This is a genomic window from Microlunatus sp. YIM B11417, assembly GCF_059617205.1.
This window is the reverse complement of sequence record NZ_JCAMPJ010000004.1, coordinates 300402-324409: the sequence shown is the minus strand read 5'-3', so window position 1 is coordinate 324409 and position 24008 is coordinate 300402. Positions and strand designations below refer to the sequence as shown.

Annotated in this window: 27 protein-coding genes; 12 read left to right on the top strand and 15 right to left on the bottom strand. The window is 71.0% G+C overall.

Annotation, left to right across the window (positions count from 1 at the left end; translation table 11 throughout):
* Nucleotides 1–110: 110 nt before the first annotated feature.
* Entirely contained in the window at nucleotides 111–752 is a 642-nt protein-coding gene (locus tag AC6CCG_RS21005; protein ID WP_496656592.1) for a nucleoside/nucleotide kinase family protein, read from the bottom strand.
* An 80-nt stretch (nucleotides 753–832) separates the two neighbouring features.
* On the opposite strand from AC6CCG_RS21005, the gene AC6CCG_RS21000 reads away from it, so the two are divergent.
* Both AC6CCG_RS21000 and AC6CCG_RS20995 read left to right on the top strand, forming a co-directional pair.
* Nucleotides 833–1528 carry a response regulator transcription factor gene (locus tag AC6CCG_RS21000; RefSeq protein ID WP_496656591.1) on the top strand — a complete coding sequence of 232 codons (696 nt, stop codon included), beginning with the start codon at nucleotides 833–835 and terminating at the stop codon, nucleotides 1526–1528.
* Nucleotides 1529–1541: 13 nt separating this feature from the next.
* Nucleotides 1542–2978 (top strand): HAMP domain-containing sensor histidine kinase, encoded by a 1437-nt coding sequence (locus tag AC6CCG_RS20995; RefSeq protein ID WP_496656590.1) that lies wholly within the window; start codon nucleotides 1542–1544, stop codon nucleotides 2976–2978.
* A 103-nt stretch (nucleotides 2979–3081) separates the two neighbouring features.
* Here AC6CCG_RS20995 and AC6CCG_RS20990 read toward each other — a convergent pair whose 3' ends face one another.
* The 4 genes from AC6CCG_RS20990 to AC6CCG_RS20975 are packed head-to-tail and all read right to left on the bottom strand — an operon-like array spanning nucleotide 3082 to nucleotide 6067.
* Entirely contained in the window at nucleotides 3082–4035 is a 954-nt protein-coding gene (locus AC6CCG_RS20990; RefSeq protein ID WP_496656589.1) for a DNA-3-methyladenine glycosylase family protein, read from the bottom strand.
* Nucleotides 4029–4514 carry a GNAT family N-acetyltransferase gene (locus AC6CCG_RS20985; RefSeq protein WP_496656588.1) on the bottom strand — a complete coding sequence of 162 codons (486 nt, stop codon included), beginning with the start codon at nucleotides 4512–4514 and terminating at the stop codon, nucleotides 4029–4031. Before AC6CCG_RS20985 ends, AC6CCG_RS20990 begins: the two co-directional genes overlap by 7 nt.
* A complete protein-coding gene (locus AC6CCG_RS20980) occupies nucleotides 4511–5275 on the bottom strand; it encodes a YaaA family protein (protein ID WP_496656587.1) in 765 nt (254 codons plus the stop codon). Before AC6CCG_RS20980 ends, AC6CCG_RS20985 begins: the two co-directional genes overlap by 4 nt.
* 9 nt (nucleotides 5276–5284) lie before the next feature.
* The gene (locus tag AC6CCG_RS20975) at nucleotides 5285–6067 is read right to left on the bottom strand and encodes a DUF3152 domain-containing protein (RefSeq protein ID WP_496656586.1); all 783 of its coding nucleotides are present in this window, start codon (nucleotides 6065–6067) and stop codon (nucleotides 5285–5287) included.
* A gap of 181 nt (nucleotides 6068–6248) precedes the next feature.
* On the opposite strand from AC6CCG_RS20975, the gene AC6CCG_RS20970 reads away from it, so the two are divergent.
* The gene (locus AC6CCG_RS20970; RefSeq protein WP_496656584.1) at nucleotides 6249–7823 is read left to right on the top strand and encodes a YibE/F family protein; all 1575 of its coding nucleotides are present in this window, start codon (nucleotides 6249–6251) and stop codon (nucleotides 7821–7823) included.
* Nucleotides 7824–7908: 85 nt separating this feature from the next.
* Here the strand turns inward: AC6CCG_RS20970 and AC6CCG_RS20965 are convergent, their stop codons facing one another.
* The 4 genes from AC6CCG_RS20965 to AC6CCG_RS20950 all read right to left on the bottom strand — a co-directional run bounded on the left by AC6CCG_RS20965 (nucleotide 7909) and on the right by AC6CCG_RS20950 (nucleotide 10687).
* Nucleotides 7909–8688 (bottom strand): hypothetical protein, encoded by a 780-nt coding sequence (locus AC6CCG_RS20965; protein WP_496656583.1) that lies wholly within the window; start codon nucleotides 8686–8688, stop codon nucleotides 7909–7911.
* Between the two features lie 235 nt (nucleotides 8689–8923).
* Nucleotides 8924–9589 carry a class I SAM-dependent methyltransferase gene (locus AC6CCG_RS20960; RefSeq protein WP_496656581.1) on the bottom strand — a complete coding sequence of 222 codons (666 nt, stop codon included), beginning with the start codon at nucleotides 9587–9589 and terminating at the stop codon, nucleotides 8924–8926.
* 25 nt (nucleotides 9590–9614) lie between these two features.
* A complete protein-coding gene (locus AC6CCG_RS20955) occupies nucleotides 9615–10166 on the bottom strand; it encodes an AAA family ATPase (RefSeq protein WP_496656580.1) in 552 nt (183 codons plus the stop codon).
* The gene (locus AC6CCG_RS20950) at nucleotides 10163–10687 is read right to left on the bottom strand and encodes an HIT family protein (protein WP_496656579.1); all 525 of its coding nucleotides are present in this window, start codon (nucleotides 10685–10687) and stop codon (nucleotides 10163–10165) included. Before AC6CCG_RS20950 ends, AC6CCG_RS20955 begins: the two co-directional genes overlap by 4 nt.
* A 166-nt stretch (nucleotides 10688–10853) precedes the next feature.
* On the opposite strand from AC6CCG_RS20950, the gene tyrS reads away from it, so the two are divergent.
* Nucleotides 10854–12062, top strand: coding sequence for a tyrosine--tRNA ligase (gene tyrS, locus AC6CCG_RS20945; protein WP_496656578.1), 1209 nt, complete (start codon nucleotides 10854–10856; stop codon nucleotides 12060–12062).
* A 1-nt stretch (nucleotide 12063) separates the two neighbouring features.
* On the opposite strand, the gene AC6CCG_RS20940 is transcribed toward tyrS, so the two are convergent.
* Complete coding sequence (locus AC6CCG_RS20940; RefSeq protein WP_496656577.1) at nucleotides 12064–13518, bottom strand: aldehyde dehydrogenase (NADP(+)); 1455 nt, start codon at nucleotides 13516–13518, stop codon at nucleotides 12064–12066.
* 118 nt (nucleotides 13519–13636) lie between these two features.
* Between AC6CCG_RS20940 and AC6CCG_RS20935 the strand changes: the two genes are divergently transcribed.
* Genes AC6CCG_RS20935 through AC6CCG_RS20925 form a run of 3 tightly spaced genes read left to right on the top strand, consistent with a single transcriptional unit; the run spans nucleotide 13637 to nucleotide 16507 of the window.
* On the top strand, nucleotides 13637–14692 hold the full coding sequence (locus AC6CCG_RS20935) for a LacI family DNA-binding transcriptional regulator (RefSeq protein WP_496656576.1): 1056 nt from the start codon (nucleotides 13637–13639) through the stop codon (nucleotides 14690–14692).
* Nucleotides 14693–14748: 56 nt separating this feature from the next.
* Nucleotides 14749–15423 carry an SDR family NAD(P)-dependent oxidoreductase gene (locus AC6CCG_RS20930; protein ID WP_496656575.1) on the top strand — a complete coding sequence of 225 codons (675 nt, stop codon included), beginning with the start codon at nucleotides 14749–14751 and terminating at the stop codon, nucleotides 15421–15423.
* Between the two features lies 1 nt (nucleotide 15424).
* Nucleotides 15425–16507 carry an S-adenosylmethionine:tRNA ribosyltransferase-isomerase gene (locus AC6CCG_RS20925; protein WP_496656574.1) on the top strand — a complete coding sequence of 361 codons (1083 nt, stop codon included), beginning with the start codon at nucleotides 15425–15427 and terminating at the stop codon, nucleotides 16505–16507.
* On the opposite strand, the gene AC6CCG_RS20920 is transcribed toward AC6CCG_RS20925, so the two are convergent.
* The gene (locus tag AC6CCG_RS20920; protein WP_496656573.1) at nucleotides 16462–17457 is read right to left on the bottom strand and encodes a TIGR01777 family oxidoreductase; all 996 of its coding nucleotides are present in this window, start codon (nucleotides 17455–17457) and stop codon (nucleotides 16462–16464) included. The genes AC6CCG_RS20925 and AC6CCG_RS20920 overlap by 46 nt on opposite strands.
* 315 nt (nucleotides 17458–17772) lie before the next feature.
* Entirely contained in the window at nucleotides 17773–18225 is a 453-nt protein-coding gene (locus tag AC6CCG_RS20915; protein ID WP_496656572.1) for a PaaI family thioesterase, read from the bottom strand.
* A 66-nt stretch (nucleotides 18226–18291) separates the two neighbouring features.
* Here AC6CCG_RS20915 and AC6CCG_RS20910 point away from each other — a divergent pair, with 66 nt between their 5' ends.
* Nucleotides 18292–18801, top strand: a complete 510-nt coding sequence (locus AC6CCG_RS20910; protein ID WP_496656571.1) for a DUF4395 domain-containing protein — start codon at nucleotides 18292–18294, stop codon at nucleotides 18799–18801.
* Between the two features lie 46 nt (nucleotides 18802–18847).
* Here AC6CCG_RS20910 and AC6CCG_RS20905 read toward each other — a convergent pair whose 3' ends face one another.
* Together AC6CCG_RS20905 and lysS are read right to left on the bottom strand one after the other, a co-directional pair.
* Complete coding sequence (locus tag AC6CCG_RS20905; RefSeq protein WP_496656570.1) at nucleotides 18848–19339, bottom strand: NUDIX hydrolase; 492 nt, start codon at nucleotides 19337–19339, stop codon at nucleotides 18848–18850.
* Nucleotides 19336–20844: a lysine--tRNA ligase gene (gene lysS / locus AC6CCG_RS20900; RefSeq protein WP_496656568.1), complete on the bottom strand. Its 1509-nt coding sequence runs from the start codon at nucleotides 20842–20844 to the stop codon at nucleotides 19336–19338. Before lysS ends, AC6CCG_RS20905 begins: the two co-directional genes overlap by 4 nt.
* 95 nt (nucleotides 20845–20939) lie before the next feature.
* On the opposite strand from lysS, the gene AC6CCG_RS20895 reads away from it, so the two are divergent.
* The 3 genes from AC6CCG_RS20895 (at nucleotide 20940) to AC6CCG_RS20885 (ending at nucleotide 22514) form a co-directional block, all read left to right on the top strand.
* Nucleotides 20940–21377 (top strand): hypothetical protein, encoded by a 438-nt coding sequence (locus AC6CCG_RS20895; RefSeq protein WP_496656567.1) that lies wholly within the window; start codon nucleotides 20940–20942, stop codon nucleotides 21375–21377.
* A gap of 73 nt (nucleotides 21378–21450) precedes the next feature.
* On the top strand, nucleotides 21451–22296 hold the full coding sequence (locus tag AC6CCG_RS20890; RefSeq protein ID WP_496656566.1) for a YbjQ family protein: 846 nt from the start codon (nucleotides 21451–21453) through the stop codon (nucleotides 22294–22296).
* Nucleotides 22297–22319: 23 nt separating this feature from the next.
* Nucleotides 22320–22514 (top strand): DUF5302 domain-containing protein, encoded by a 195-nt coding sequence (locus AC6CCG_RS20885; protein WP_496656565.1) that lies wholly within the window; start codon nucleotides 22320–22322, stop codon nucleotides 22512–22514.
* A gap of 11 nt (nucleotides 22515–22525) precedes the next feature.
* On the opposite strand, the gene AC6CCG_RS20880 is transcribed toward AC6CCG_RS20885, so the two are convergent.
* The gene (locus tag AC6CCG_RS20880; RefSeq protein WP_496656564.1) at nucleotides 22526–23209 is read right to left on the bottom strand and encodes an HAD family hydrolase; all 684 of its coding nucleotides are present in this window, start codon (nucleotides 23207–23209) and stop codon (nucleotides 22526–22528) included.
* A gap of 97 nt (nucleotides 23210–23306) precedes the next feature.
* Between AC6CCG_RS20880 and AC6CCG_RS20875 the strand changes: the two genes are divergently transcribed.
* Nucleotides 23307–23975 (top strand): TetR/AcrR family transcriptional regulator, encoded by a 669-nt coding sequence (locus tag AC6CCG_RS20875; protein ID WP_496656563.1) that lies wholly within the window; start codon nucleotides 23307–23309, stop codon nucleotides 23973–23975.
* Nucleotides 23976–24008 lie beyond the last annotated feature (33 nt).

The following is a 24008-nucleotide window of genomic DNA, read 5'->3' as shown; positions in this document are numbered from 1 at the left end:
CTGGCCCCAAGTTTTTCACGTTAACGTGAAAAACTGGCGCTTTACTCGAGAAGCTTCTGGGGTAAAGCGACAGGAAGTGCTGGGAAGTCGGGATGGCGGCCGACGGGCCATCACAGGTCACCCGGCGTCCTGTTGATCTTGGGTCGGCCGGGCTCCGTCATGTCGATCACCAGGTCGGCCTGCGACTGCGGGGCGTGCCGCGCGCGATAGAGGGCCTGCCCGGGCAGGTACTTCCGGCGATAGCGCCGCTCCACCTCGGCCGCGTCGCCGAAACGATCAAGGTCGCGCCGGACCGCCCGCTCCAGGGTGGTCTGCTCCGAGACGTGCAGATAGACGGCCAGGTCCCACAACGGCGCCAGCTCCGGCCGGAGCAGGAACACGCCGTCGACGATCAGGATGCTCCGCGGCGGCACCGGGAGCTCGGTTCTGCACGGTTCGTCGGTGTCCAGGTCGTGGATGCCCGCGAGGAGGTACGGCTGCCCGGCGGCGAAGCCGCGCAGGGAGGCGGCCAGCGCGGCGACGTCGAAGGTGTCCTCGAGATAGGCCTCCGGGGTCAGGCCGCGGGCCCGGCGGCGCTCGGCCGGGTGGTGGAAGTCGTCACCGGAGAGCCGCGACACCCGGTCTCCGAGCCGGTCCGCCAGAGCGTCCGCCAGAGTGGTCTTGCCGGCCGCGTCCGGCCCGTCCAGGGCGACCAGGGAACGCGGCCCGGGCAGCGCCCGGATCCGTACCGCAAGGGATTCGAGGACGTCCATCTCCGCGATCCTGCCAGCCGCTCGACACGCCGCGAGAACCCGTGCGTGGGTGAGGTGGTGGCGGTTGGGATGCTTGGGGCATGCACATCCTTGTTGTCGACGACGATCAGGCCGTCCGAGACTCGCTGAAGCGCTCGCTCAGCTACAACGGGTACGAGGTCAGCACGGCCGGGGACGGTGCCGAGGCGATGGCCCGGCTCGCCGCCGTCCGGCCGGACGCCGTGATCATGGACGTCATGATGCCGCGGGTGGACGGGCTGGAAGCGACCCAGATGCTCCGAGCCGCCGGCAACGACGTACCCATCCTCGTCCTCACCGCGCGGGACGCCGTCGGCGACCGGGTGGACGGCCTCGACGCCGGCGCCGACGACTACATGGTCAAGCCGTTCGCGCTGGACGAGCTGCTGGCCCGGCTGCGGGCCCTGGTCCGCCGAGCCGGTACGACTGCGGAGTCCAGCGATCCGTCGAAGCAGAGCCTGACCTTCTCCGATCTGATCCTCAACACCCACACCCGGGAGGTGCTGCGCGGCGCCCGCCCGATCACCCTGACCCGGACCGAGTTCGCCCTGCTGCAGGCGTTCCTGGAGCATCCGCGGCGGGTGCTCGAGCGCAGCTGGCTGCTCAACGAGGTGTGGGGCTTCGACTTCCCGACCACCGCCAACTCGCTCGAGGTCTACATCGGCTACCTGCGCCGCAAGACCGAGGCCGAGGGCGAGCCGCGACTGATCCACACCGTCCGCGGCGTCGGGTACGTGCTCCGCGAGACGCCGCCGTGATCATGGTGGGCTCATGGTCAGCCCGCTGAGGCGGAAGTGGCGGAAGCTTCCGCTGCGCAGCCGGGTCGCCTATCTGACCTCGGTCGCCGTGGCGCTGGCCGTCGCGGTGACCAGCGTCGCCGGCTACGTCACGATCAGGTTCTCGCTCTATCGGGCGATGGACGCCGAGCTGACCGCCATCGCGGACGACCTGACCGGCTCGGTCTCCCGCGACATCAGCCGGCTCGGCGGACTGACCGAGGTCGGGTTGCGCGCCGGCGGCATGTCGGTCGCGGCGATCCGGGCCGACGGCGAGATCTACTACGTGCCGGACCAGGGCACCCATCTGATCCTGGGGCCGAAGGAGCTTGCCGTCGCCCGGCTGCAGACCGAGCCGTCGGCCCGGACCGGCATGACCACCGACGGCGAGTCGTACCGGATCGTTGCGGTGCCGGTCCGCGGGCTGCCCTCGTACGCCCTGGTGCTCGGGCGCCCGCTGCAGCCGACCCAGGACGCGCTCAGCTCGCTCTGGCTGGTCCTGATCATCTTCGGCGGCGCGGGCGTGATCATCTCGGCCGCCGCCGGAGCCGCGATCGCCCGGTCCAGCCTGCGTCCGGTACGGGCGCTGACCAGGGCCGTCGAACGGGTCACCGCGACCGACGAGCTGAAGCCGATCGAGGTCACCTCCGGCGACGACGAGCTGACCCGGCTGGCCGAGTCGTTCAACCGGATGCTGCGGTCGCTGGCGTCCTCGCGGGAGCGGCAGCGGCAGTTGATCGCCGACACCGGCCATGAACTGCGGACCCCGCTGACCAGCCTGCGCACCAACATCGAACTACTGGTGTCCGACGTCGAGACCGGGATGCTGCGGCCCGAGGACCGCGAGGAGATCCTGCACGACGTCTCGGCGCAGCTGGTCGAGTTCACCTCGCTGATCGGCGACCTGGTGCAGCTGGCCCGGGAGGACCGGGTGAAGCCGGCGCCGGAGCCGATCGACTTCCGCGACGTCGTCAACGCCGCCCTGGACCGGGTCCGGCGGCGCGGCCCGGGCCTGACCTTCGACGTCGAGCTGAACCCGTTCTACGTGATCGGCGAGGCCGACAACCTGGAGCGGGCCGTGACCAACCTGCTCGACAACGCGGTCAAGTGGAGCCCGCCCGGCGGCACCATCCGGGTCCAGCTCGAGGGCGACCGGCTGCGCGTCGCCGACCAGGGTCCTGGCATCGCCGAAGAGGACCTGCCCTACGTCTTCGACCGCTTCTACCGCTCCGACACCTCCCGGAACACTCCCGGCACCGGCCTCGGCCTCTCCATCGTCGCCCAGGCCGTCCACCGGCACGGCGGCAGCGTCACCGCCGGTCGCTCCGCCCAGGGCGGCGCCGAGTTCACCCTCCGCCTCCCCGGCTCCACCACCCTGGAAGGCCTCTCCGCCACGGCCCCGCGCCTGACCGACCAACAGCGGCAGAGCTGATCGTGCTGTCGCGGAACCTCCTCAACTCGGCAACTGGAGTCCGTAGCGCGCTCCTGCGGGAGCGCTCGGTGGACCAGGCCGCCGGCTCGCCCAGAACCAGTGATCAGCTCCGGCCGCGGGTGGCGTACGGGGTGTGGGTCGGCAAGGTCATGCGCGGCCCGCGGCGCGGCGGCGTGTGGCCGGCCATCCCGAGCAGCGCCTGCACCCGGAACCGGTGACCGCGGTAGGGCTCCAGGATCTCGGTGCAGGCGTCGTCGTCGAGCTTCTCGCCGGTCAGCGCCCAGGTGATCGCCTTCCCGACGTGGTAGTCGCCGATGCTCCAGGCGTCCGGGTCGCCGTGCGCTCGCTGGCGTACCTCGGCGGAGGTCCAGGGCCCGATCCCGGGCAGGCTCCGCAGGGCTCGGTCCGCGTCGGCGAAGCTCATGGCCAGGGTCCGCTCCAGGGCCGCCGCCCGACCGGCGGCGCGGACCAGGGGCCGGCTGCGCCGCTGTTCGACGCCGGCCATCAGGAACTTCCAGCTCGGCACCCGGGCCCACACCTCGGGAGCCGGTGGCACCCGCATGCCGTCGGCGGGCGACTCCGGATCGCCGCCCGGTCCGGGAGCCGGCTCGCCGTACTCGGTGACCAGCAGCCGCCAGGCGCGGAACGCCTCCTTGCCGGTCACCACCTGCTCGATGCAGGACGGCAGGATCGCCTCGATGACCCGCTCGGTCCTTCCGACCCGGAAGTACGGGAAGCGCCGGTGTGCCTCGACCAGCGGCGGGTGTTCCGGCAGCGGCCGGAAGCCGGACGGATCGTCCTCGGCGCCGAGCAGCCGGGGCAGCTGGTCCAGGGCCCAGTCCGCGCCGTCGCCCCAGGCCCGCGCTCGCACCGTCCGGCCGGTCCCGCCGACCATGATCAACACCGGTCCGGCCGGGGTACGGGAGGCGCGCAGCCAGCCGTTGCCGATCCGGCGGTGGGTCGGATCGCCCGACCCGCGGCGCAGTCCGAGCATGATCGAATCCAGCATCACGTCGGTGTCCAGAGTGACCGTACGCGCTTCGGCCGCGATCACCATCGAAGCCGGAACCTCACCGCGCCGGGCTCGTCGGCGTCGACCCGGACGAAGCCGTTCTTGATCAGGATCCGCTGCGAGCCGACGTTGTCCGGCTCCGTCTCGGCGACCACCTCGGCAACGCCGGCGTCCCGCGCGATCCGGACGATCTCGGCGCAGGCCGCCGAGCCGATTCCCTGTCCCCACAGGGAATCCACGATGTCGTAGCCGATCTCCACCGTTCCTTGATCATCGGGTGGACCGTGGAAACCGATGTTGCCGACCACCTCACCGTCGCGCACCACGTGATACATCCACCACGGTGTCGTGTCGGGTTCCGGCTGATCGGCCTCCACGGACAGCCGGTACCCGATCAAGGTGTTCTCGGTCGGATACTCGGAATGCCAGCGCAGCCCGTCAGCCGGCCCGGGCAGCATCCCGGTCGCCTCGAATCCGAGCCGGTCCCGCTCGTCCAGGCGGCGCAAGGTGATCACAGACCTCATGTGATCACATCGAGGCTGAATCCGCGGCGACCCTGGTCGGTGAGTTCACAGCGATGGTCGGCGGCGACCAGTTCGGCGACCCCGGCCGGCGTCCGCGGGGCCGCCGGCGCCTCCAGCAGCAGCCGCGCGACCAGGCCGCGAGTGTGCTTGGCCTGATGCGAGATCGCGACCAGGCGGCCGTCCACCTCGGTGAACACCCGCACCGCGACGTAGCGGTGCGCGGAGGCCGGGTCGGGCTGCCAGGCACTCGTGTACGTCGACGAGCGGCAGTCGACGACGACCCCGGAGCCGGCCAGTTCGCCGAGCACCGGGCCCAGCCGGGACCGCCAGAACCGTGCCAGCGGGCCGATCCCGGGCAGCGTGACGCCCATCGACAGCCGGTACGGCGCGATCCGGTCACCCGGCCCGACCGGACCCCAGAGCGCGCTCTGCACCCGGACCGACCGGTTCGCCCGGCGCCGGCCGGTGGCCGACAGGGTGTCGTACGAGAGCGCGTCGTAGAGCACGCCGGTGTAGACCTTCGCGACCGGCTGCGCGGGCATGGTGTCCAGCCGCACGTTGTGCTCGACCTCGGCGGCCAGCCCCGGTGCGACGCCGAGGATGCTCAGCGCGTCGGCGTGCCCGCTGGCCTTGATCAGGGCGTCCCGGACGGCGATCCGGGCCTCGGCGAGCTCCGGATGGGACAGCCGGTCCGGCTCGACCGGTCGGCCGCGCCGGGTCGGCCCGGCCTTGCCCTCGGAGGGTGGTAACAAGATCAGCATCCGCGGCCCTCAGTCATCGCCGGCCGGCCACGGGTTGGGCCGACAGCCGTCCACGCCCTTGGTCTGCTGCATCATGATCGGCGCCGGGCGCCCCTCGCCGGGGCAGCCGACGTGGCCGAAGCCGAGCGCATGCCCGAACTCGTGGTTGACCAGGTAGCGCCGGTAGTTGGCCACGTCGTCTCCGTACGCCTCCGCCCCGAACGCCCAGCGCTTCGCGTTCAGCACGACCTTCTCGCCGTTGCGGCAGGACACCTCACCGCCGGTGAGCAGCGGCGCGCACAGCTTGTCGGTGGTCTTCGGCGTCGCCAGGTACGCGTGCAGGTCGGCCTCCTCGCCCGGCCCGACCAGCTCGAACCGCCAGTCGCCGGTCCCGCTCCAGGACCGCTCGTCGTTGAGGATCGTGTGGATCGTCTTGGCGATGTCGTCGACCTCGTACGGCAGGCCCTTCTCGACCCGTACGTCGTAGGTGATCTTCTGGCCGGAGTCGCCGGCCGGCTTCGCGGTCCGCTGCTGCCGGTCGTAGGTGCCCTTTCCGGCGGCCGGGATCTGCGGCGTCTGCTTCGGCTTCTTCGTCGGCGGCGGGTCGGAGCGGGACGGCCGCTCGGAGCGGTCCGCCTCCGGGTCGGGTTCGGGCTCCGGGTCGGGCGACGGGGTGTCCTCCGGCGTGCCGCCCGGAGCCTCGGGCAGGTTTGGCGGGACGGCCGAACCGGCGCCGGCGCTGGTGTCCGTCCTGGTCGTCCAGATGGCGATGCCGGCGGTCAGCGCGACCGCCCAGACGACGACGGTGAGCACCAGGACCATGGGCGCGGTACGGGACCGGGATTCACCGGAACGCTGCGGATTGGATCGTGAGCGGGTATCGTCGCGGCCGGCCCTCGGCCAACTCGGATCATGTTCTCGTTTCGCCGCGGGCAGACTCGACCGGGTAGCTTTCTTCTTGCCCTTCGGAATCTGGCTCACGGGAACTAAGACTATGACGGAGACTCACCACCACCACGAGGACGACCGCGCCCTGACGCAGGCCGACCGGGTCCGGCACCAGAAGGCGCTGCGGATCATGGTGGTGATTCTGATCCCGTTGTTGATCTGGACCATTGCCGGACTGGTCTTCCTGTGGCCGCGCGATGTCGAGTCCAAGATCGACCCGAGCCTGGCCAATCCGCCGGACATCACGTTCGTCACCGGCAAGGTGACCAACATCAACCAGATCAAGTGTGAGGGTCTGCCGGGCATGGTGACCGGCCGGACCGACCAGGTCTGTGCCGACCTCGCGGTCGAGTTGACCGACGGGCCCGAGCAGGGGCAGACGGTCCAGGTCGCGGTCTCCGACACGATCTTCAAGTCCGGCGTCTCGATCGGTCAGAAGCTGAAACTCATGCGGGTGCCGGCCGAGCCGGGACAGCCGCCCGCGTACCAGTTCTCCGATTTCGAACGTACGGTGCCGTTGGCGATCCTGGCCCTGATCTTCGGGGCCCTGGTGGTGCTGGTCGCGCGCTGGCGCGGCTTCGCGTCCCTGATCGGCCTGGCGTTCGCCGGGTTCATCCTGATCAAGTTCATGTTCCCGGCGTTGGTGGTCGGGTCGAGTCCGATCCTGGTCGGCCTGATCGGGTCGGCCGCAATCATGTTCGTCGTCCTGTACGCGGCGCACGGGTTCAGTGCCAGAACCACGACAGCGCTGCTCGGCACCCTGTTCGGGTTGGTGCTGAGCGCCGTCTTCGGCTGGATCGCCACCAAATGGGCGCACCTGACCGGGGTCTCCGCGGAGGACGACTACGTCCTCGCCGCGACCGCGCCGAACATGGAACTCACCTCGGTGGTGATCTGCGGCATCATCATCGCCGGGCTCGGCGTGCTGAACGACGTCACGATCACCCAGGCCTCCGCGGTCTGGGAACTCGCCGATGCCGACCCGGACCGGAAGCGGCTGTTCTCCCGGGCCATGCGGATCGGTCGTGACCACATCGCCTCGACGGTCTACACGATCGCCTTCGCCACGGCCGGTGCCGTGCTGCCGGTGCTGCTGCTGATCGTGATCTACCAGCGGCCGCTGCTGGAGGTGGTGCAGACCGAGCAGTTCGCGGGCGAGGTGATCCGGACCCTGGTCGGCTCGATCGGCCTGATCCTGGCCGTGCCGCTGACCACCGCGATCGGCGTCGCCGTCGTCCGGGTCAGCGACCGGTCCAAGGCGGGCTCGCCGGCGCTGGCGTCGGGCGGCGGGGCCGTGACCGCGACCCGCTCCCGTACCGGCTCGGCCCGGTCCGGCCGCTCCTCCGGTTCGGGTCGCTCGGCCGGCTCCAGCCACTCCGCGGAATCGCCGCGCTCGGCCGAGCCGCGGCCCCGCCCGGCCCGGAGCACGACCGGCCGCCGGTCCGAGCAGCCGGCTCAGGAACCGGACGCGACGATGACCCAGACCGCCGTCGGACGGCTCTTCCGGCGCGGCGACACCGACCACGGCGGCCGGTCCCGCCGGGCCGCCCGCGAGGACGACGACTTCGGCGACTTCTCCCACCTCCGCGAGACCGACGACGACACCGACGGCGGACGCTGACCCGGTTGTCGCAGAAGTCCCCCGCTGTGAGGCGAACCGGCCGGAAACGGGCCTTTCACCTCACAGCGCGGGTGATCCGCGACAGTCAGCCGCGGAGCCCGACCGAGTGCAGCGCGATGGCGTGCTCGGTGGTCAGGTCCGGGAATCGTTCCCGATAGGACCGGAACAGGGCCGGCGTCAGCCCGACGCTGGCCGCGCCCATGATCTCCTCCAGCGGGACGGACGGGTCGAGCGTGTGCCAGTCCCGGATCACCTCGGCCGAGATCCCCATGCTGTGCAGGCCCGCCACCTCGTCGAGCCTGATGCCCGGCCAGGCGATCCGTGCATCGGCGAAGTCCGCCGGGCTGATGCCGAGCGAGCCGAGCATGATCAGGTCGTCGACGCTGAGCGCCGGGTCGACGTCGAGGTAGGCGGCGACGCTGCGGGACGCCGGCCGCGCCGGCCCGCTCGCCTCGGCCTGCTCGCCGGTCACGTCCTCGATGCCGGCCGCGGCCCAATCGCCGGAGCCGAAGCGGTTGCCGGCCGCCATCGGCTCCCCAGATTCCCTGGGTTCGCCCGTTTCCACGGGTTCGCCCGTCCCGGCCGGGTCGTCCGGCGCGGCAGGCTCGGCCTTCCCGATCGAGTCATCGGTCTCGGCCCGCTCCGCCGTCGCGCTCCGGTCACCGGGACCGAGCGGCTCAACCCGCTCGGCAGTCGCGCCCCGGCCGATCGTCTCGGCCTTCTCGGCGACCGCCGGATCCGGCGCGCTGGGCTCGGTGGGAGTGGGCTCGTCGGGGCGCAGCGCGGCCCGGGCCGTGGTGTAGTTCTCGCCGGTACGGGCCATCCGCTCGCGTACCAACTGCTTGAAATCGGCGTCTTCGGTCATGTCGAATCCTCCGGACGTACGACAGCCCCAGCCCGCCGGACACGCCCAAGGGTCGAATGACAGCGAAGCGCAATCCGATCGCCCGAGGATGTGCTCCCCTTCGTCGTTGGTGCAGGAGCTGGGGTCCGGCACCGGACTGGGCGTCAGGCGGACGCCGCTGAGCAAATCCTCGCACGCCGGTCCGCCTCGGACAAGGATCCGCGGCAAGCTCCCCGCCGGTCCGCCCCGGAGTCGATCAGGCCGGCCGGCGGCAGCGGACGACCAGCGTCTGCGGGACCTCGGCGTCGCGTTCGGCGAATTCCTCGAACTCCAGGCCGGCCCGCAGTGCCGTGTTCAGGTACGTCGACACCATCCGGTGGTTGGCGCCGACATGCCCGCGGACTCCGTCCCGGCCGGTGTTCCAGCGCCGTTCGGTCGCGTACCCGCCGTCCGGCGGCCAGCTCGACTGGGTGTCGCCCCGGCCGGGGAAGCACGGATGGAACAGGGTGAAGACGAACCAGCCGCCCGGCCGCAGGACCCGGGCCACGGAGCTCATCGCGCCGGCCAGGTCGTCGATGTCCATCAGCGCCATGTTGCAGACGGCGCCGTCGAACGGCAGGCCATCCCACCACCGGGTCCCGGCGGCGTTCCCGGCCAGATAGCGGATACCCGCCGGATCGGCCTGCTCCAGCTCGCGGGCCCGGGCGAGCAGCTGCTCGGCGAGATCGACGCCGGTGACGGCCGCGCCGCGCTCGGCCAGGATCCGGCTCAGCTGGCCCCAGCCGCAGGCCAGGTCGAGCACCGCCTGGCCGGTCAGGTCGGGCGGCAGGAACTCGGCGGCCAACGGCCGCCATTCCTGCGTGTAGGTCACGTACCAGTCGGCATGGCTGTCGTACCAGGAAGTCGCCGTTGTCATGATCATGAACCTACCCTGATCCGGGCCATGATCAACGGCAGTGCGGAGGAAGTTCCGCGGACCCGTCGCGCGGCCGGAATCCCGTGCGCTGGAACAGTTCCTGCACCATCTCGGCGGCCGACGACTCCGGCCCGAAGACCACCTCGTCGCGCTCCGGCAGCAGGTCGTCGGCGGCGTACCAGGAGCGTACGGTCTCCTCCGGCACCTCCCCGATGTCCGGCTTCGTCCGGTGCCGCCGCATCGTCTCGTCCACCGGGATGTTCAGGTAGACGGCGACGCTCCGGCCGCGGTGGTCATCGATCAACCGGTTCAGCATCTCGGCGTAGCGAACGGCGTTCATGATCCCGTCGATGATCACGTCGTAGCCCTCGTCCAGCGCAGTCCGGGCGATCGTGTCGATCATGCGGATGTTGCTCGCGCCGGGCCGGTCGTACTCCTGGAGCAGGATCCGCCGGACGTGGTCCTGGTGGATCAGCGTCACCCCGCGGCCCACCCGTTCCCGGAGCAGCCGCGCGACGGTCGACTTCCCGGACGCCGAGTTCCCCCGGATGATCACCAGCCGCGTCTCCGGACTCCCGGTCATGCCTGCCACCCCGCCCCCAATCGCTCGCGTACGGCCTCGGTCAGGACGCCCGCGTCCCGCAGCGGGCGCCGCGGGTCGACCAGCCGCCGGGACCCGATCGGCGTTCCTGCGTACCGCGGAATCAGCTGCAGATGCAGGTGATTGTGTTCCCCGTCGCACATCGTCACCAGGTAGACCCGCTCGCAGCCCAGCGCCGCCTTGAGCGCCAGCCCGACCTCCCGCGCCGCGGTGAACAGGACCGCCGTCTCGTCCTCGTCCAGCCCGAGGAAGTCCGGCACGTGGGGCAGCCAGCCGACGATGGTGTGCCCGACCGCGCGCGGGTCAGCCGCCAGACAGACCCGTACCGGGCCACGGACGGCGATCACGGACTCCCGGCCGAGCAACGCGCCGCCGACTTGTTGATCATGACATTGGTAGCACCGGCCGGCCGCCTGCAGCCGCCGAACCTCGGCGTCCCGGGCGTCCCGCCGGGCCCGTTCTGCGTCGGTGTAGCCGTCCGGCGGCCCCGCCTCCGTACTCACCGGCATCCTCCATCGCATGTTAGGGTCGCCCCATGCCGCAGCGGACGAACGACTATAGCCGGGCTCTGGGAGGAGCTCCGGTCCTGTCGTCACGCTCCTAGCCGTCCGCGCGCCCTCGCAGAGCCCGTACCCCTGCTCAGTTTCCGGCTCTCACCGAGGGAATCCCATGTCTGCAAGACCTTCCGCCCTGTCCATCCTTGATCATTTCGCGCGCACCACGGAGCAGATCGTCGGCCGCGACTCGTTCGTCGAGCGGCTCGAGTCGGGCCGCCCGCTGCGGATCAAGTACGGCGTCGACTGCACCGCGCCGGACCTCCATCTCGGCCACGCGGTGAACCTGTGGCTGATGCGCCACCTCCAAGATCACGGCCATCGGGTGGTCTTCCTGATCGGCGACCTGACCACCCGGATCGGCGATCCGACCGACCGGTCCGAGACCCGGCCGGTGCTCTCGGCCGAGGAGATCGACCGGAACGCGACGGCGTACCTCAACCAGGTCACCACCGTGCTCCGCACCGACGACGACCTGCTCGAGATCCGCCGCAACTCGGAGTGGCTGGAGCCGCTCGGCGTCGGCGGCCTGCTCGACGTGCTGGCGCTCGTCACCCACGGCCGGCTGATCGCGCGGGACATGTTCGCGGAACGGATCGCGGCCGGCGCCGACATCGCCGGGCACGAGTTGATCTACCCGGTCCTGCAGGGCTACGACAGCTTCGCCATGGACAGCGACCTGACGATCGTCGGAACGGACCAGTTGTACAACGAGATGATGGGCCGGCACCTGCAGCAGCGCCTCGGCGCCGAGCCGCAGGTGGTGATCACGACCAAGATCACGCCCGGTCTGGACGGCGGACCGAAACAGTCCAAGTCGCTCGGCAACTACGTCGGACTGGTCGACAGCCCGCAGGACAAGTTCGGCAAGCTGATGCGCCTGCTCGACCCGCTGATCGAGACGTACGCGACGGTCTACTCGGACCTGCCCGCGGACCGGATCGCCGACCTGGCCCGCCGAGCCCAGCTCGGTGGACGCGAGGCCCGGGACGCGAAGCTGGACGTCGCCGAAGCGGTCGTGACCCGCTACCACGGAGCCGAGACGGCGGCCCGGGAGCGAGCAGCGTTCCTCAGCCTGTTCTCGGCCCGGGAACTGCCCGACGATCTCCCGATCCTCGCCCTCGATCACGATCAGCTCACGGTGATCGAGCTGCTCCGCCGGGCCCGCCCGGACGCCAGCCGCAGCGAACTGCTCCGGCTGGCCGGCCAGGGCGGCGTCTCGCTGAACGGCACCAAGCTCACCGATCCCGACGCGCCGATCATGATCAATGCCGGTGACGTGATCAAGCTCGGCAAACGGGACCGTCGCCGCATCGTGCGCTGATTCAGCTCGGCGGGGTGAGCTTGCCGTCGATCCGCTGCCAGATGCCGAGCGGGTTGTCGTCGCGTACGGCGGCGGGGAGCAGGGCTTCCGGCACGTCCTGGTAGGAGATCGGGGTGACGAACCGGCGCAGGGCGGTCGGGCCGACCGACGTATGTACGGAGGCGGTGGTGGCGGGCCAGCCGCCGCCGTGCTGCATCGCCCAGGTGACCGAGACGCCGGTCGGCCAGCCGTTCCAGATCACCCGGCCGGCGTGGTTGGCCAGCACGTTGAGCAACTCGGGGGCGATCGGGTCGTCCTCGTCGCCGTGCACGGTCGCGGTGAGCTGGCCGGGCAGCCGCCGGGCCACGGCGACGAGTTCGGCCGGGTCCTCGTACGAGACGACGACCGAGGCCGGACCGAAGGCCTCCTCGAACAGACCGTCCAGGTCACCCAGTGCCTCGTCGATGGTGGTCGCGAACAGCGACGGGGTGAGACCGTCGGCGGTCTGGGCACCCTCGCTGACCGGCTGCCACTGCTCCCGCAGTTCGGCCAGCCGGCCGGTGAAGCCCTGGGCGATCCGGTCGTTCAGCGGCTGCGCGGGCGCGACCGCTCCGACCAGACCCGCCAGCTCGTCGAGGACGGACTGGCTGTGCGGCGCGAACAGGACGCCCGGCTTGGTGCAGAACTGCCCGACGCCGAGGGTGTACGAGCTGACATAGCCGGACAGGGTCTCGGACTGACGGCGCAACGCCGACGGCAGGACGAAGACGGGGTTGACGCTGCCCAGTTCGCCGTAGAACGGGACCGGATCGGGCCGGCCGGCGGCGATGTCGAACAGCGCCCGGCCGCCGCGGATCGACCCGGTGAAGGCACCCGCCTTGATCCGCGGGTCCTTCAGGGCCGCCTGGGCGTCGGCCTCGCTGCTGATCATGGCGAACGTCCCGGCCGGTGCGCCGGCCTTGGCCAGCGCCGCGAGCACCAGCTCCCCGGTCCGGTCGGAGAGCTTCGGATGTCCGGGGTGCAGCTTCAGCAGCACCGGGCAGCCGGAGCCCAGCGCGGAGGCGGTGTCGCCGCCGGCCACGCTGAACGCGAACGGGAAGTTGCTGGCCGCGACGACGAGCACCGGGCCGAGCGGGCGGAGCACCCGGCGCAGGTCCGGCCGGGGCCCGGTCGGCCAGTTCGGATCGGCATGGTCGATCGCGACCTCGAGCCAGGAGCCCTCGACCACGGCGTCCGCGGTGAGCCGCAACTGGAACGTGGTCCGGCCGACCTCGCCCTCCAGCCGCGGCCGCGGCAGATGGGTCTCCTCCTGGGCCAGCACGACGAGTTCGTCGCGGTGCGCGTCCAGTTCGTCGGCGATCGCCCGCAGCCAGTCCGCCCGGGTCGCCGGTTCCGATCCGGCCAACGCGGTCGCCGCACGGGCGGCGGCTCGCAGGGCCTGGTCGAGTCCGGGCTGGGTGGTCGGGCTTTCGGTCATGGGTCCCCTCATCTGCAGGTTGATTTGCCGTTGGGATTCACCGGCGAGTCCGTACCGCCATCATTTCATTGCCGCGTCCTGGAGCCTCCCGGGCGTCTCGGCTGCAACAATGACCCCCATGCCGCGACCGAACGGGCCGAGCCCGGTCACGCTGCACGATGTCGCCAGGGAGGCCGGCGTCTCATTGGCGACCGCCTCCCGGGCGATCAACGGCAGCACACGCCGGGTTCGCGACGACTATCGAGCTCGGGTGCTCGCCGCCGCCAAACGGCTGAACTACAAGCCGAACTACGCGGCTCAGGCGGTCGCACGCGGTACGACGACGACGGTGGGCCTGCTGGTCGGCGATGTGTCCGACCCGTACTTCTCCCGGATCGCCGCCGGCGTCATCGAGGCTGCCGACGCCGCCGGGCTGGTGGTGACCATGGCGGCCACCGGGCGCGATTCGTCCCGCGAGCTCGACCTGGTCCGCACGATGGCCGCCCAGCGGCCGAGGATCATGATCGTCGCCGGCAGCCGACTGGCCGACAATCCGGACCAGCCGGCACTGATCGAGGAGCTGACGGCGCTGACCGAGTCCGGCGGCCGGGTGATCATGATCAGCCAGCCGGTGCTGCCGTTCCCCACGGTCGCGATGGACAACACCACCGGCGCCCGCCAGCTCGCCGAAGCCCTGGCCGGCTTGGGCTATCGCCGGTTCGCCGTACTGCGGGGCAACGACGCGCTGGAGACGTCGAACGAGCGACTGCGCGGCTTCCGCGACGGCCTCGCGGCGCACGGCATCGACCTGGCCGACCGGCACGTGATCAGCACCGAGTTCACCCGGGACGGCGGCTATGCCGGTGCCCTGGAGTTGATCAAGGAGGCCCGCGGCGAGGTCGAGTTGATCTTCGCCGTCAACGACGTGATGGCGGTCGGCGCCATGTCCGCCCTGCGGTCGGTCGGGCTGCGGCCCGGTGTCGATGTGGCGGTGGCCGGCTACGACGACATTCCGACGGTACGCGACGTGACGCCGGCCCTGACCACGGTCGGCATCCCGCTCGCCGAGATCGGCCGGGAGGCGGTCCGGCACGCCCTGGACACCCCGGAGGCCCAGCCGGGCAAGGCGAGCGTCGTCTGGACCGCGAAGTCGTCGGTGGTGATCCGGGAGAGTACGCCCGGAATCGGGACTTGAGTTCACGTCAGCTTGAGGTTTGATACTGGCTTCCTCCAGTCATCGAGGAGGCAGCCATGCCGAACGCCATCGTCACCGGCGGCTCCGCCGGACTCGGCCGAGCCCTGATCACCGACCTGGTCTCCGCCGGATGGACCGTCACCACCACCGCCCGCACCGAGGCCCCGCTGGCCGAGGCCGCCGGCCAACTCGGCGGCGACGTCCGCTGGCTCGCCGGAGACGTCGCCGACCCGGACCACCGGGAGCGCCTGGTCCGGCTCGCCGCCGACGCCGGGCCGATCGACCTGTTGATCAACAACGCCAGCGAACTGGGCGGCAGTCCACAGCCGCAGCTGCGTGACCTGGAGCCCGAGACCTTCGCCCGGATCCTCGCCGTGAACCTGATCGCACCGCTGGCGTTGATCAACGTGGCGCGGCCCTGGCTGGCGCCCGACGCGGTGATCATCAATCTCTCCTCCGACGCGGCCGCCGATCACTACCCCGGCTGGGGTGGCTACGCGGCCAGCAAGGCCGGTCTCGATCACCTGACGGCGACCTTGGCCGCCGAGGAGCCGGACCGCCGGTGGTACGCAGTCGATCCCGGCGATCTCCGTACCGCCATGCACCAGGCCGCCTTCCCCGGCGAGGACATCAGCGACCGGCCACTGCCGGAGACGGCGACGCCGGCATTCCTCCGCTTGATCACCGGCCGACCCGCCAGCGGCCGATACCGGGCCGCCGAGGTCAACTGACATGAGCGCGTTGCAGGACCGCCCGCAGACCCGGTTCTCGGCGGCCGCGATCCGGCCGGCCACCGAGCCGCCGGAGCTGCGCGGCAGCGGAACCCGGCGCCCGGCCCGGGACGGCGTGCGCCTCCTCGTCGGCCGGTCCGGCGGCCTTGATCATCTGCGGTTCCGTGATCTTGGTGACGTGCTGGTCCCGGGCGATCTGTTGGTGATCAACAACTCGGCGACCGTCGCCGGTCAACTGGACGCCCGGCGGGAGGACCGGAGTCCGGTCGTCGTCCATCTGGCCAACCGGCTCGCCGACGGACGGCGGGTGGTCGAGTTGCGCACCGCGCCCCATGCCGCGGACCCGGTCCTGGACGGCCGCGCCGGCGAGACGCTGGAGTTGCCGGCGGGGGCCACGCTCACCCTGCTGAGCCCGTACCCGGAGGCGGGCTCGTCGCCGACCGGCGTCGGAAGTCGACTCTGGCGCGCTGCCGTACACACCCCGGGTCCGCTGGCCGCCTACCTGGAGCGACAGGGCCGACCGATCAGCTACGGGCATCTGGTCCGCAGCTTTCCGCTGGATCGCTACCAGACCGTGTTCGCGCTGCGCCCCGGCTCAGCCGAGATGCCGAGCGCCGGCCGCCCGTTCAGCACCGGCCTGGTCACTCGGCTGGTCGCGGCCGGGATCCAGTTCGCGCCGATCACCCTGCACACGACCGTGTCCTCGCCCGAGGTCGGCGAGGCCCCGCTGCCGGAGTGGTACGCCGTGCCGGAGGCCACCGCCCGCATGATCAACACCGCCCGGGCCCGGCACCGGCGGGTGATCGCGGTGGGCACCACGGCGACCCGCGCGGTCGAGTCGGCGGCCGATCCCGACGGGACCGTACGGCCTCGGATGGGCTGGACCGACCTGGTGATCGGGCCGACCCGTCCGGTCCGCGCGGTGTCGGGCCTGATCAGCGGCTGGCACGAGCCGGAGGCCTCGCACCTGCTGCTCGTCGAGGCCGTCGCCGGCATCGACCTCACCCAGCGGGCCTACGACGCCGCGATCGAGCACGGCTATCTCTGGCACGAGTTCGGCGACACCACCCTGCTGCTCCCCTGACGCGCGGACCGGACCCGGCTCTCCAGCTCCGCGGCAGCGTCGGGCCAGGAGGGAAAGTCGAACCGGAAGCCGGCCTCGAGCAGCCGGGTCGGCACCACCCGTCGGCTCTTCAGCAACAACTCGGTGTCCGCCCGCAGGACGAACGCACCCAACTCGGCCATCCAACGCGTCACCGGCAGGCCGAACGGCCGCCCGCAGGCCCGGCGCAGCAGCCGCATGAACTCGGCCTGCGGCAGCGGATCCGGCGCGGCCAGATTCACCGGGCCGGACAGTGCGGGATCGTCGAGCAGGAACAGGATCGCGCGCACCAGGTCCCGGTCGTGGATCCAGGAGACGTACTGCCGCCCGCCCGCCACCGGACCGCCCAACCCGAGCCGGGCCAGACTCCGGAGCACCCGGTAGACGCCGCCGCGACCGGGACTCATCACCATTGCCGTCCGCAGCGCGACCCGGCGCGTCCGTGGGGTGTCGGCCTGGGACTGCTCGGCCTCCCAGTTGCGCGCGATGTCCACGCTGTACGCCCAGTAGTCGGGCACGTCCGGCTCCGCGCCGCCGATGATCCCGGTCCGCTCGTCGTTGGCCGCGTCGAACCGGTGGGCGTAGATCGTCGCCGTACTCATCTGGAGCCAGACCGCCGGCGGCCGCTCGGCGCCGGCGATCGCCTGCCCGATGACCCGGGCCGAGTCGACCCGGGAGTTCATCATGTCCCGCAGATTCGCCGGCGTGTAGCGACAGCCGACGCTCCGCCCGGACAGATTGATCACCGCATCAGCGCCGTCGATCTCTGCCGCCCACGCCCCCAGACTCCGGCCGTCCCACGCGACTTCGCGGACGGCGGAGGCGTCGGACGGCGCCCGCGTGAGTACGACCACTTCGTGCCCCGCGTCCACCAGGGCTGCACCGAGCACGCTGCCGAGATGCCCACTGCCACCCGGAACGACGATCTTCATTCGCCTCATGACCTCCCCACTCAGGGTAGCTCGAATTTGAGCGATCGCTCAACTCTCGGCGCGGTAGGTCGGGACGCGCGCAGAGCCGGCCCGTTGCGTCCAGTCGAGACCGCCTGTGTCGGCGCGGGATGCGAGGCGTGCCAGAGTCCGCGACCGCGATGCCTGCAACGCAGGATCGCAGCTCGCGCGGGCCGCGAGTGCGCAGGCAAGCTCTGGCAGAAGGTCGTACCGTCACGCTCGACACCAGGGCCGAGCGAGCCCGGCCCGCTCGAAGGGTCGAGTTCGATCCATGGCCTCCGACACCGCGGCTCGGGATCAGACCGCGTCTCGCGCCTCGGCGAGGGGGATCACCCGGGCGGTCGCGGTGGCGGTGGCGATCAGGGTTCCGTCGGGTTCGGTCAGCTCGGCGGCCAGGTGGGCGAGGTCGCCGGTACGGTGCACGATCCGGCCGTGGCCGAGTTTGCGGCCCGGCCGGGTCGGGCGGAGGAAGCGGGTGTTCAGGTCGAGCGTCGACTGGAACTGGTCCGGCTCCAGGGTCGCGATCAGCGCCGGGCCGACGGTGTCGTACAGCATGGCTGCGACGAAGGCACCGAGCACGTTGCCGGCCGGATTCGTGAAGGCTTCCGTCGCGGCGAAGGCGAGCCTGATGGTGCCCCGGTCCGGATCGACGTCGACGAACTCGAAGCCGAGGGTCGCGGCCGCGGGCGGGACCGGGGCCTCACCGCGTACGGCAGCCCAGAACGCGCCGGTTCTCGTCTCGCCGCTCATGGTTCGGCAGGGTCTCACCCATCGGACGCCGACCACAAGCCGCCTCCACCGGCCTACGGTTATTCCATGGCCTCACTGTGGGGATTCCCCAATCCGGTGAACGAGAAGGCCGCCCGCGTCGTCGCCGGCGGTGTGGTCGTGCTCGCCGCCCTGACCTTGATCACCGGCTGGCACTGGTTGATCGTGCTGCTGGCGATCGGCTTCGCCGCCCGGGTCGCGGCCGGTCCGCGGTTCAGCCTGCTCGGCCGGCTGGCCACCCAGGTGATCGCGCCGAGGCTCGGCCTGCCGAAGTTCGTGCCCGGCCCGCCGAAGCGGTTCGCTCAGGCGATCGGGCTGGTGCTGACCACGGTCGCCGCGGTGCTCAGCCTCGGCTTCGGCCTGACCCTTGCCGGTACGGTGCTGATCGCGGTGCTGTTGATCTTCGCGACGCTGGAATCGGTGGTCGGGTTCTGCGCCGGCTGCTGGATGTTCGGGCTGCTGATGCGGACCGGGATCATCCCGGCCGACACCTGCGAGTCCTGCAACGACATCTGGAGCAAGTACGGCACCGGCTCCGTGATCACCACCCAGCGCTGATCAACGGCGGCCCTTCGACAAGCTCAGGGCTCGCCGCGATGGTTGATCACCACCCGTGGATCATGATCGCCGGCACCCGCGATCGGCCGGCCCGCTCGTCGCGTACGGCCTCGAGCACCCGCAACTCGTGCGGCACCACCGGATCCGGCAACCGGTCCAGGGCGAACCAACGCAGGTCGGCGGCCTTCTCCGGCTCCATGATCTTCGGCTCGCCCTGCCACGCCGTGACCAGGAAGAAGTAGTCGCACCGCTCGTCCTCGACGGTGCCGCGCCGTTCGGCCGGATCGTCGTTGGTCCGGTGCAGCGTGGTCACGCCGACCAGGTCCTGCTCCCGTACGGTGACGCCGAGTTCCTCCGCAGCCTCCCGCACCCCGGCCGCCAGTACGGACTCGCCGGCCTCCACGTGCCCGGCCGCGGCGACCGCCCAGTGATCATCGCGGTAACCGGTGCCGGACCGGTACTGCAGCAGCACCTCGTCACCGCGGAGGAAGATCAGGTAGGCCGCCGGTACGACCGAGAAACGGACCGCCGAGGTCACCGCTGCGCTTCCGGCCGGAGCAGCGGAAACAGAATCGTCTCCCGAATCCCGGCTCCGGTGAACAGCATGGCCAGCCGATCGATGCCGACGCCGAGCCCACCCATCGGCGGCGCCCCGTACTCCAGCGCGGTCAGGAAGTCCTCGTCCAGCTGCATCGCCTCCGGGTCGCCGGCGGCCGCGGCGAGCGACTGCTGGACCAGCCGCTCCCGCTGGATCACCGGGTCGATCAATTCGGAGAACGCCGTGCACAGCTCGGTGCCACCGATGATCAGGTCCCAGGCCTCGATCAGCCGCGGGTCGCTCCGGTGCGGGCGGGCCAGCGGTTCCTTCGACGCCGGAAGGTCATGGATGAAGGTCGGCTGGATCAGCGTCGGCTCGACGATCTCGGAGAACAGCTCCATGATCAACTTGTCGGCGTCCCAGGCCGGGTCGACCGGGAGCGTCCGGGCCGCGGCGATCTCACGCAGCCGGTCGGCCGGCGTGTCCGGCGTGACCTCCTCGCCGAGCGCCTCGGACAGGCCGGGGTAGACGCCGAGCCAGCGCCATTCGACGCCGAGGTCGACCGGGCCGGCCGCGGTCTGCACCACCCGGCTGCCGAGCCGGTCCGCGATGTCGAGAATGATCTTGCGCAGCAGGTCTGCGACGGTCCGTTGATCACCCCACGCGACGTACGCCTCGAGCATGGTGAACTCGGGGCTGTGGGTGGAGTCGATCCCTTCGTTGCGGAAGATCCGGCCGATCTCGTAGACCCGCTCGATGCCGCCGACGACCGCCCGCTTCAGGAACAGCTCCAGCGAGATCCGCAGCGTCATGTCGATGTCGAACGCGTTCAGGTGGGTGCCGAACGGGCGGGCGTGGGCGCCGCCGTGGATCAGCTGCAGCACCGGCGTCTCGATCTCCAGGAATCCCTGCTCGTGCAGGGTTTCTCGGACGCTGCGCATGATCGTCGCGCGGGTCCGGACCATGTCCCGGGCCTGTTCCCGGACGATCAGGTCGGCGTAGCGGCGGCGCACCCGGGCCTCGTCGGAGAGCTCCTTGTGCAGCGTCGGCAGCGGTCGCAGCGCCTTGCTGGCCAGTTCCCAGGAGGTCGCCAGCACCGAGAGCTCGCCGCGCTTCGAGGCGATCACCCGGCCGGTCACCGAGACGAAGTCACCGAGATCGACGAACCGCTTCCAGGTCGCCAGCGACTCCTCGCCGACCTCGGCCAGCGACAGCATCGCCTGCAGCCGTACCCCGGAATCGTCGAGGGTGAGGCCCTCCTGCAGCGTCGCGAAGCAGAGCTTGCCGGTGTTGCGGACGAACACCACCCGGCCGGTCACCGAGACCACGTCGTCGGTCTCCTCGCCGGCGGCGAGATGGGCCCAGTCCTTGCGCACCTCCTGCAGGGTGTGCGTGCGCGGGACCGCGACGGGGTAGGCGGGAATCCCCTCGGCGATCAGGTCCGCCCGCTTCTGGGTCCGAATGCGCTGTTGCTCGGACTCCTCGATGTCGCTTTCGTGGCTCACCGGGTCAGCCTATCGATCCGCGATCGGCGGTTTCTCCGCCCATCTCCGAGTGACGCAGCGCCTCGGCGAGCCGCGCAACCACTACGGTGTCGGTCATGTCGCAACCACCGTACGGCGCTCCGACACCGCCTCCGCCGGCCATGGGCCAGTCCCAGCTGGTCGTCAACCTGCGCAAGCCGTTCGGGCTGCTGGCCGACCAGATGGTGTCCCCGGTGGTCAACATCAACGGGCATCCGGCGCCGGCGAAGTGGGGCCAGAACTTCTATCCGACCCACGCCGGGCATCACCAGGTGTCCTGCTCGTCCCGTTACATGTGGGAGTTCGGCCCGCAGACGATGGCCGTCGACATCCCGCCGGGTCAGTCGCTCGAGGTCCACTACACGGGCCCGGTGATCACGTTCGGCTCCGGCAGGATGGGCTTCACCGAGCAGCCTCGGCCGGGCATGATCGCCTGGGTCCTGATGATCACGATCCCGGTGGCTCTGATCTTGCTCCTGGTGATCGCCGGCGTCGTCGCGGGCCTGAGCGGCTAGTCCACCGAAGCCCTGCTCGACGCGGCCGTCAGACCATGGCCCCGGGGTCAGTCCGAGCACTATGTTTGGCCGCATGAGCAATTACGGCCAGCAGCCCCCTTACGGCCAGAACCCGTACGGTCAGCCGAATCCGTACCCCCAGCAGCCGGGCGGTCAGCAGCCGTACCAACAACCTCAGCAACCGCCGTACGGCCAGCAGCAACAGCGCCCCGGCCAGTACCCGCAGCAGCAGGGCTGGGGTCAGCAGCAGCAGCCTCAGCAGTACGGCCAGCAGCCGTACGGTGGCCAGCAGCAGTACGGGCAGCAACAGCAGCAGGCCTGGCCGCAGCAGCCGGAGCGTCCGCAACGGCCCGAGTTGATCAAGCGCGCGCTGCCGGTCAGCACCACCGAGACGGTGCCCGGCCGGGAGGTGTCCGAAATCCTCGGCGAGGTGGTCGGCGTGGTCGCCCGTGCCCGTGAGTTGCCCCGCGAACTCCGTACCTCCAATCCGGCGGAGAGCTACGTCGCCCTGCTCACCCGGTCCCGCCAGGACGCGGTCGGCCGGATGGTCGAGATGGCCACCGCCGCCGGCGCGGACGCGGTGATCGGGCTGCGGTTCGACTCCAGCGAGATCACCCAGGCGCTCAGCGAGGTCTCCGCGTACGGGACCGCGGTGAAGCTGCACCCGGCCGACGCCGACGACATCGAGACCGACCCGGGCGTCGCGACCGCGGACGAACCGGCTCCCCGCAAGGCCTTCGGCGGCGAGGACATCCCCGCCGACCCGGCCAGCGCCCCGAGTGCCGACGCCGGGCCGACCGGCCGGGCCACCCCGGTGTCCTCGGCCTCCGCTCCGGAGACGGAGGCGACGACGTTGAAGCGGCCCGACCAGCCCGGTCCGTGGCCGCCGTCGAGCCCGGGCTGGCCCTCCCAGTCCTGATCCCTGCCCCTAGGATTGGTGCCATGAGTGCCGACAAGAACAAGAAGTCCAAGCGGCCGGTCGACGCTGTCGAGGATGAGACCAAGCGCAAGTTCCGGGAAGCACTCGAGGCCAAGCAGGGTCGCCGCGGTGAGGATCACCTCGACGGCAACGGCCCCCAGGTGCAACCGCACGGCCGGATCGAGGCCAAGCGCACGTTCCGCCGCAAGACCGGCTAGGAGTTCAAGCCCTACGACTCGTGCAGCCGGACGGTGATCTCGTCGCCGTCCGGCCGGAACCGGACCCGTGACAGGTCCGGCACGACGGCGTCAGCCTGCAGTTCGGCACGCTCCGACGTCGTGAGTACGGCCAGCGTCGCGCACCCCGCTGCGCTCGCCGCGCGCAGCCCGTTCGGAGCGTCCTCGACGACCAGACAGTCCTCCGGCGCGACGTCGAGCCGTCGGGCCGCCTCCAGGAACGGGTCCGGGGCCGGCTTCCCGCGCCGTACGTCGTCGATCGTGATCAGCACCGTCGGCGGCACCAGGCCGGCGGCCGCCAATCGGGCCGCGGCCAGCGGGCGGCTGGCCGAGGTGGCGATGGCGTTGCGGGCCGCGGCGAGGTCGCGCAGCGCGATGTCGGCGCCCGGCAGCACCACGATGTCGGCCAGATCGGCCAGCTCCAGTTCGTTGATCCGCTCGATCGCGCGGGCCTGATCCGGTTCGGCGATCAACCGCCGGACGACGTCCGCGGACGGCAGCCCGTGCCCGCCGGCGAGCTGTTCGGCGGTGATCCCGAAGTCGATCGCCCACGCCGTCCACGCCCTGATGATCGCGCGCGTAGAGTCGACCAGCGTCCCGTCCATGTCGAAGATCACGGCGGCGAACCGCCGGTCCGCGATTCCGGCCAAGGGGTCGGCAGCAGTCACGTCGGTCACCGCCTCATTCAACCAGCGGATTCGGAAACCTCCGAAAACCAGCTTGTGAGTGAGCGCTCACTCACCTATGCTGCTCGACATGGCCCGTGCTACCCCCATGTCCGCGGAAGACCGCCGCGCGATGATCATCGCCGCGACCGAACCGCTGCTGCGCGAGCACGGCCGGACCGTCAGCACCAAGCAGATCGCCGAGGCCGCGGGGGTCGCCGAGGGCACCATCTTCCGCGTCTTCGACAGCAAGCAGGCCCTGATCGACGCCGTGCTGGAGCGGGCGTTCAGCTCCCAGGTCACGCTGCAGCAGCTGCTCGAGATCTCCACCCGGTCGAGCCTGCGGGAGCGGCTGGTGGAGATGGCCCGGGTCATGCAACAGCGGATGATCGAGAGCTTCACCCTGATCCATGCCATCGGCCCGCCGGCCGAACCGAAGGAGGACGATCGGCGCAAGCTCCGGGACCGGATGATCGCCGACGCCGAACTGCTGACCGACGCCATCTCCGAGCTGATCGGCGACGACGCCGGCCAGCTCCGGGTCGACGCGACCGCCGCCGCCTACCTGCTCCGGTCGACCGTGTTCGCCCTCTCCCACCCGATGGTCGCCTGGGTGCACGGCCTCCACATCGAGGCCACCGACCCCGAGGCGATCATCGACCTGCTGCTGTACGGCCTCGCCGCCGACGGCCCCGCGACGGACCGGGTCGACCTGGCCGCCGCCTTCGCCCAGATCTCGCAGTCCGGAGACCACAGCTGTGCCCGGCCCGCACCCTGACCCTCCGCACTGCGCCTTGCCCACTCCACCGAA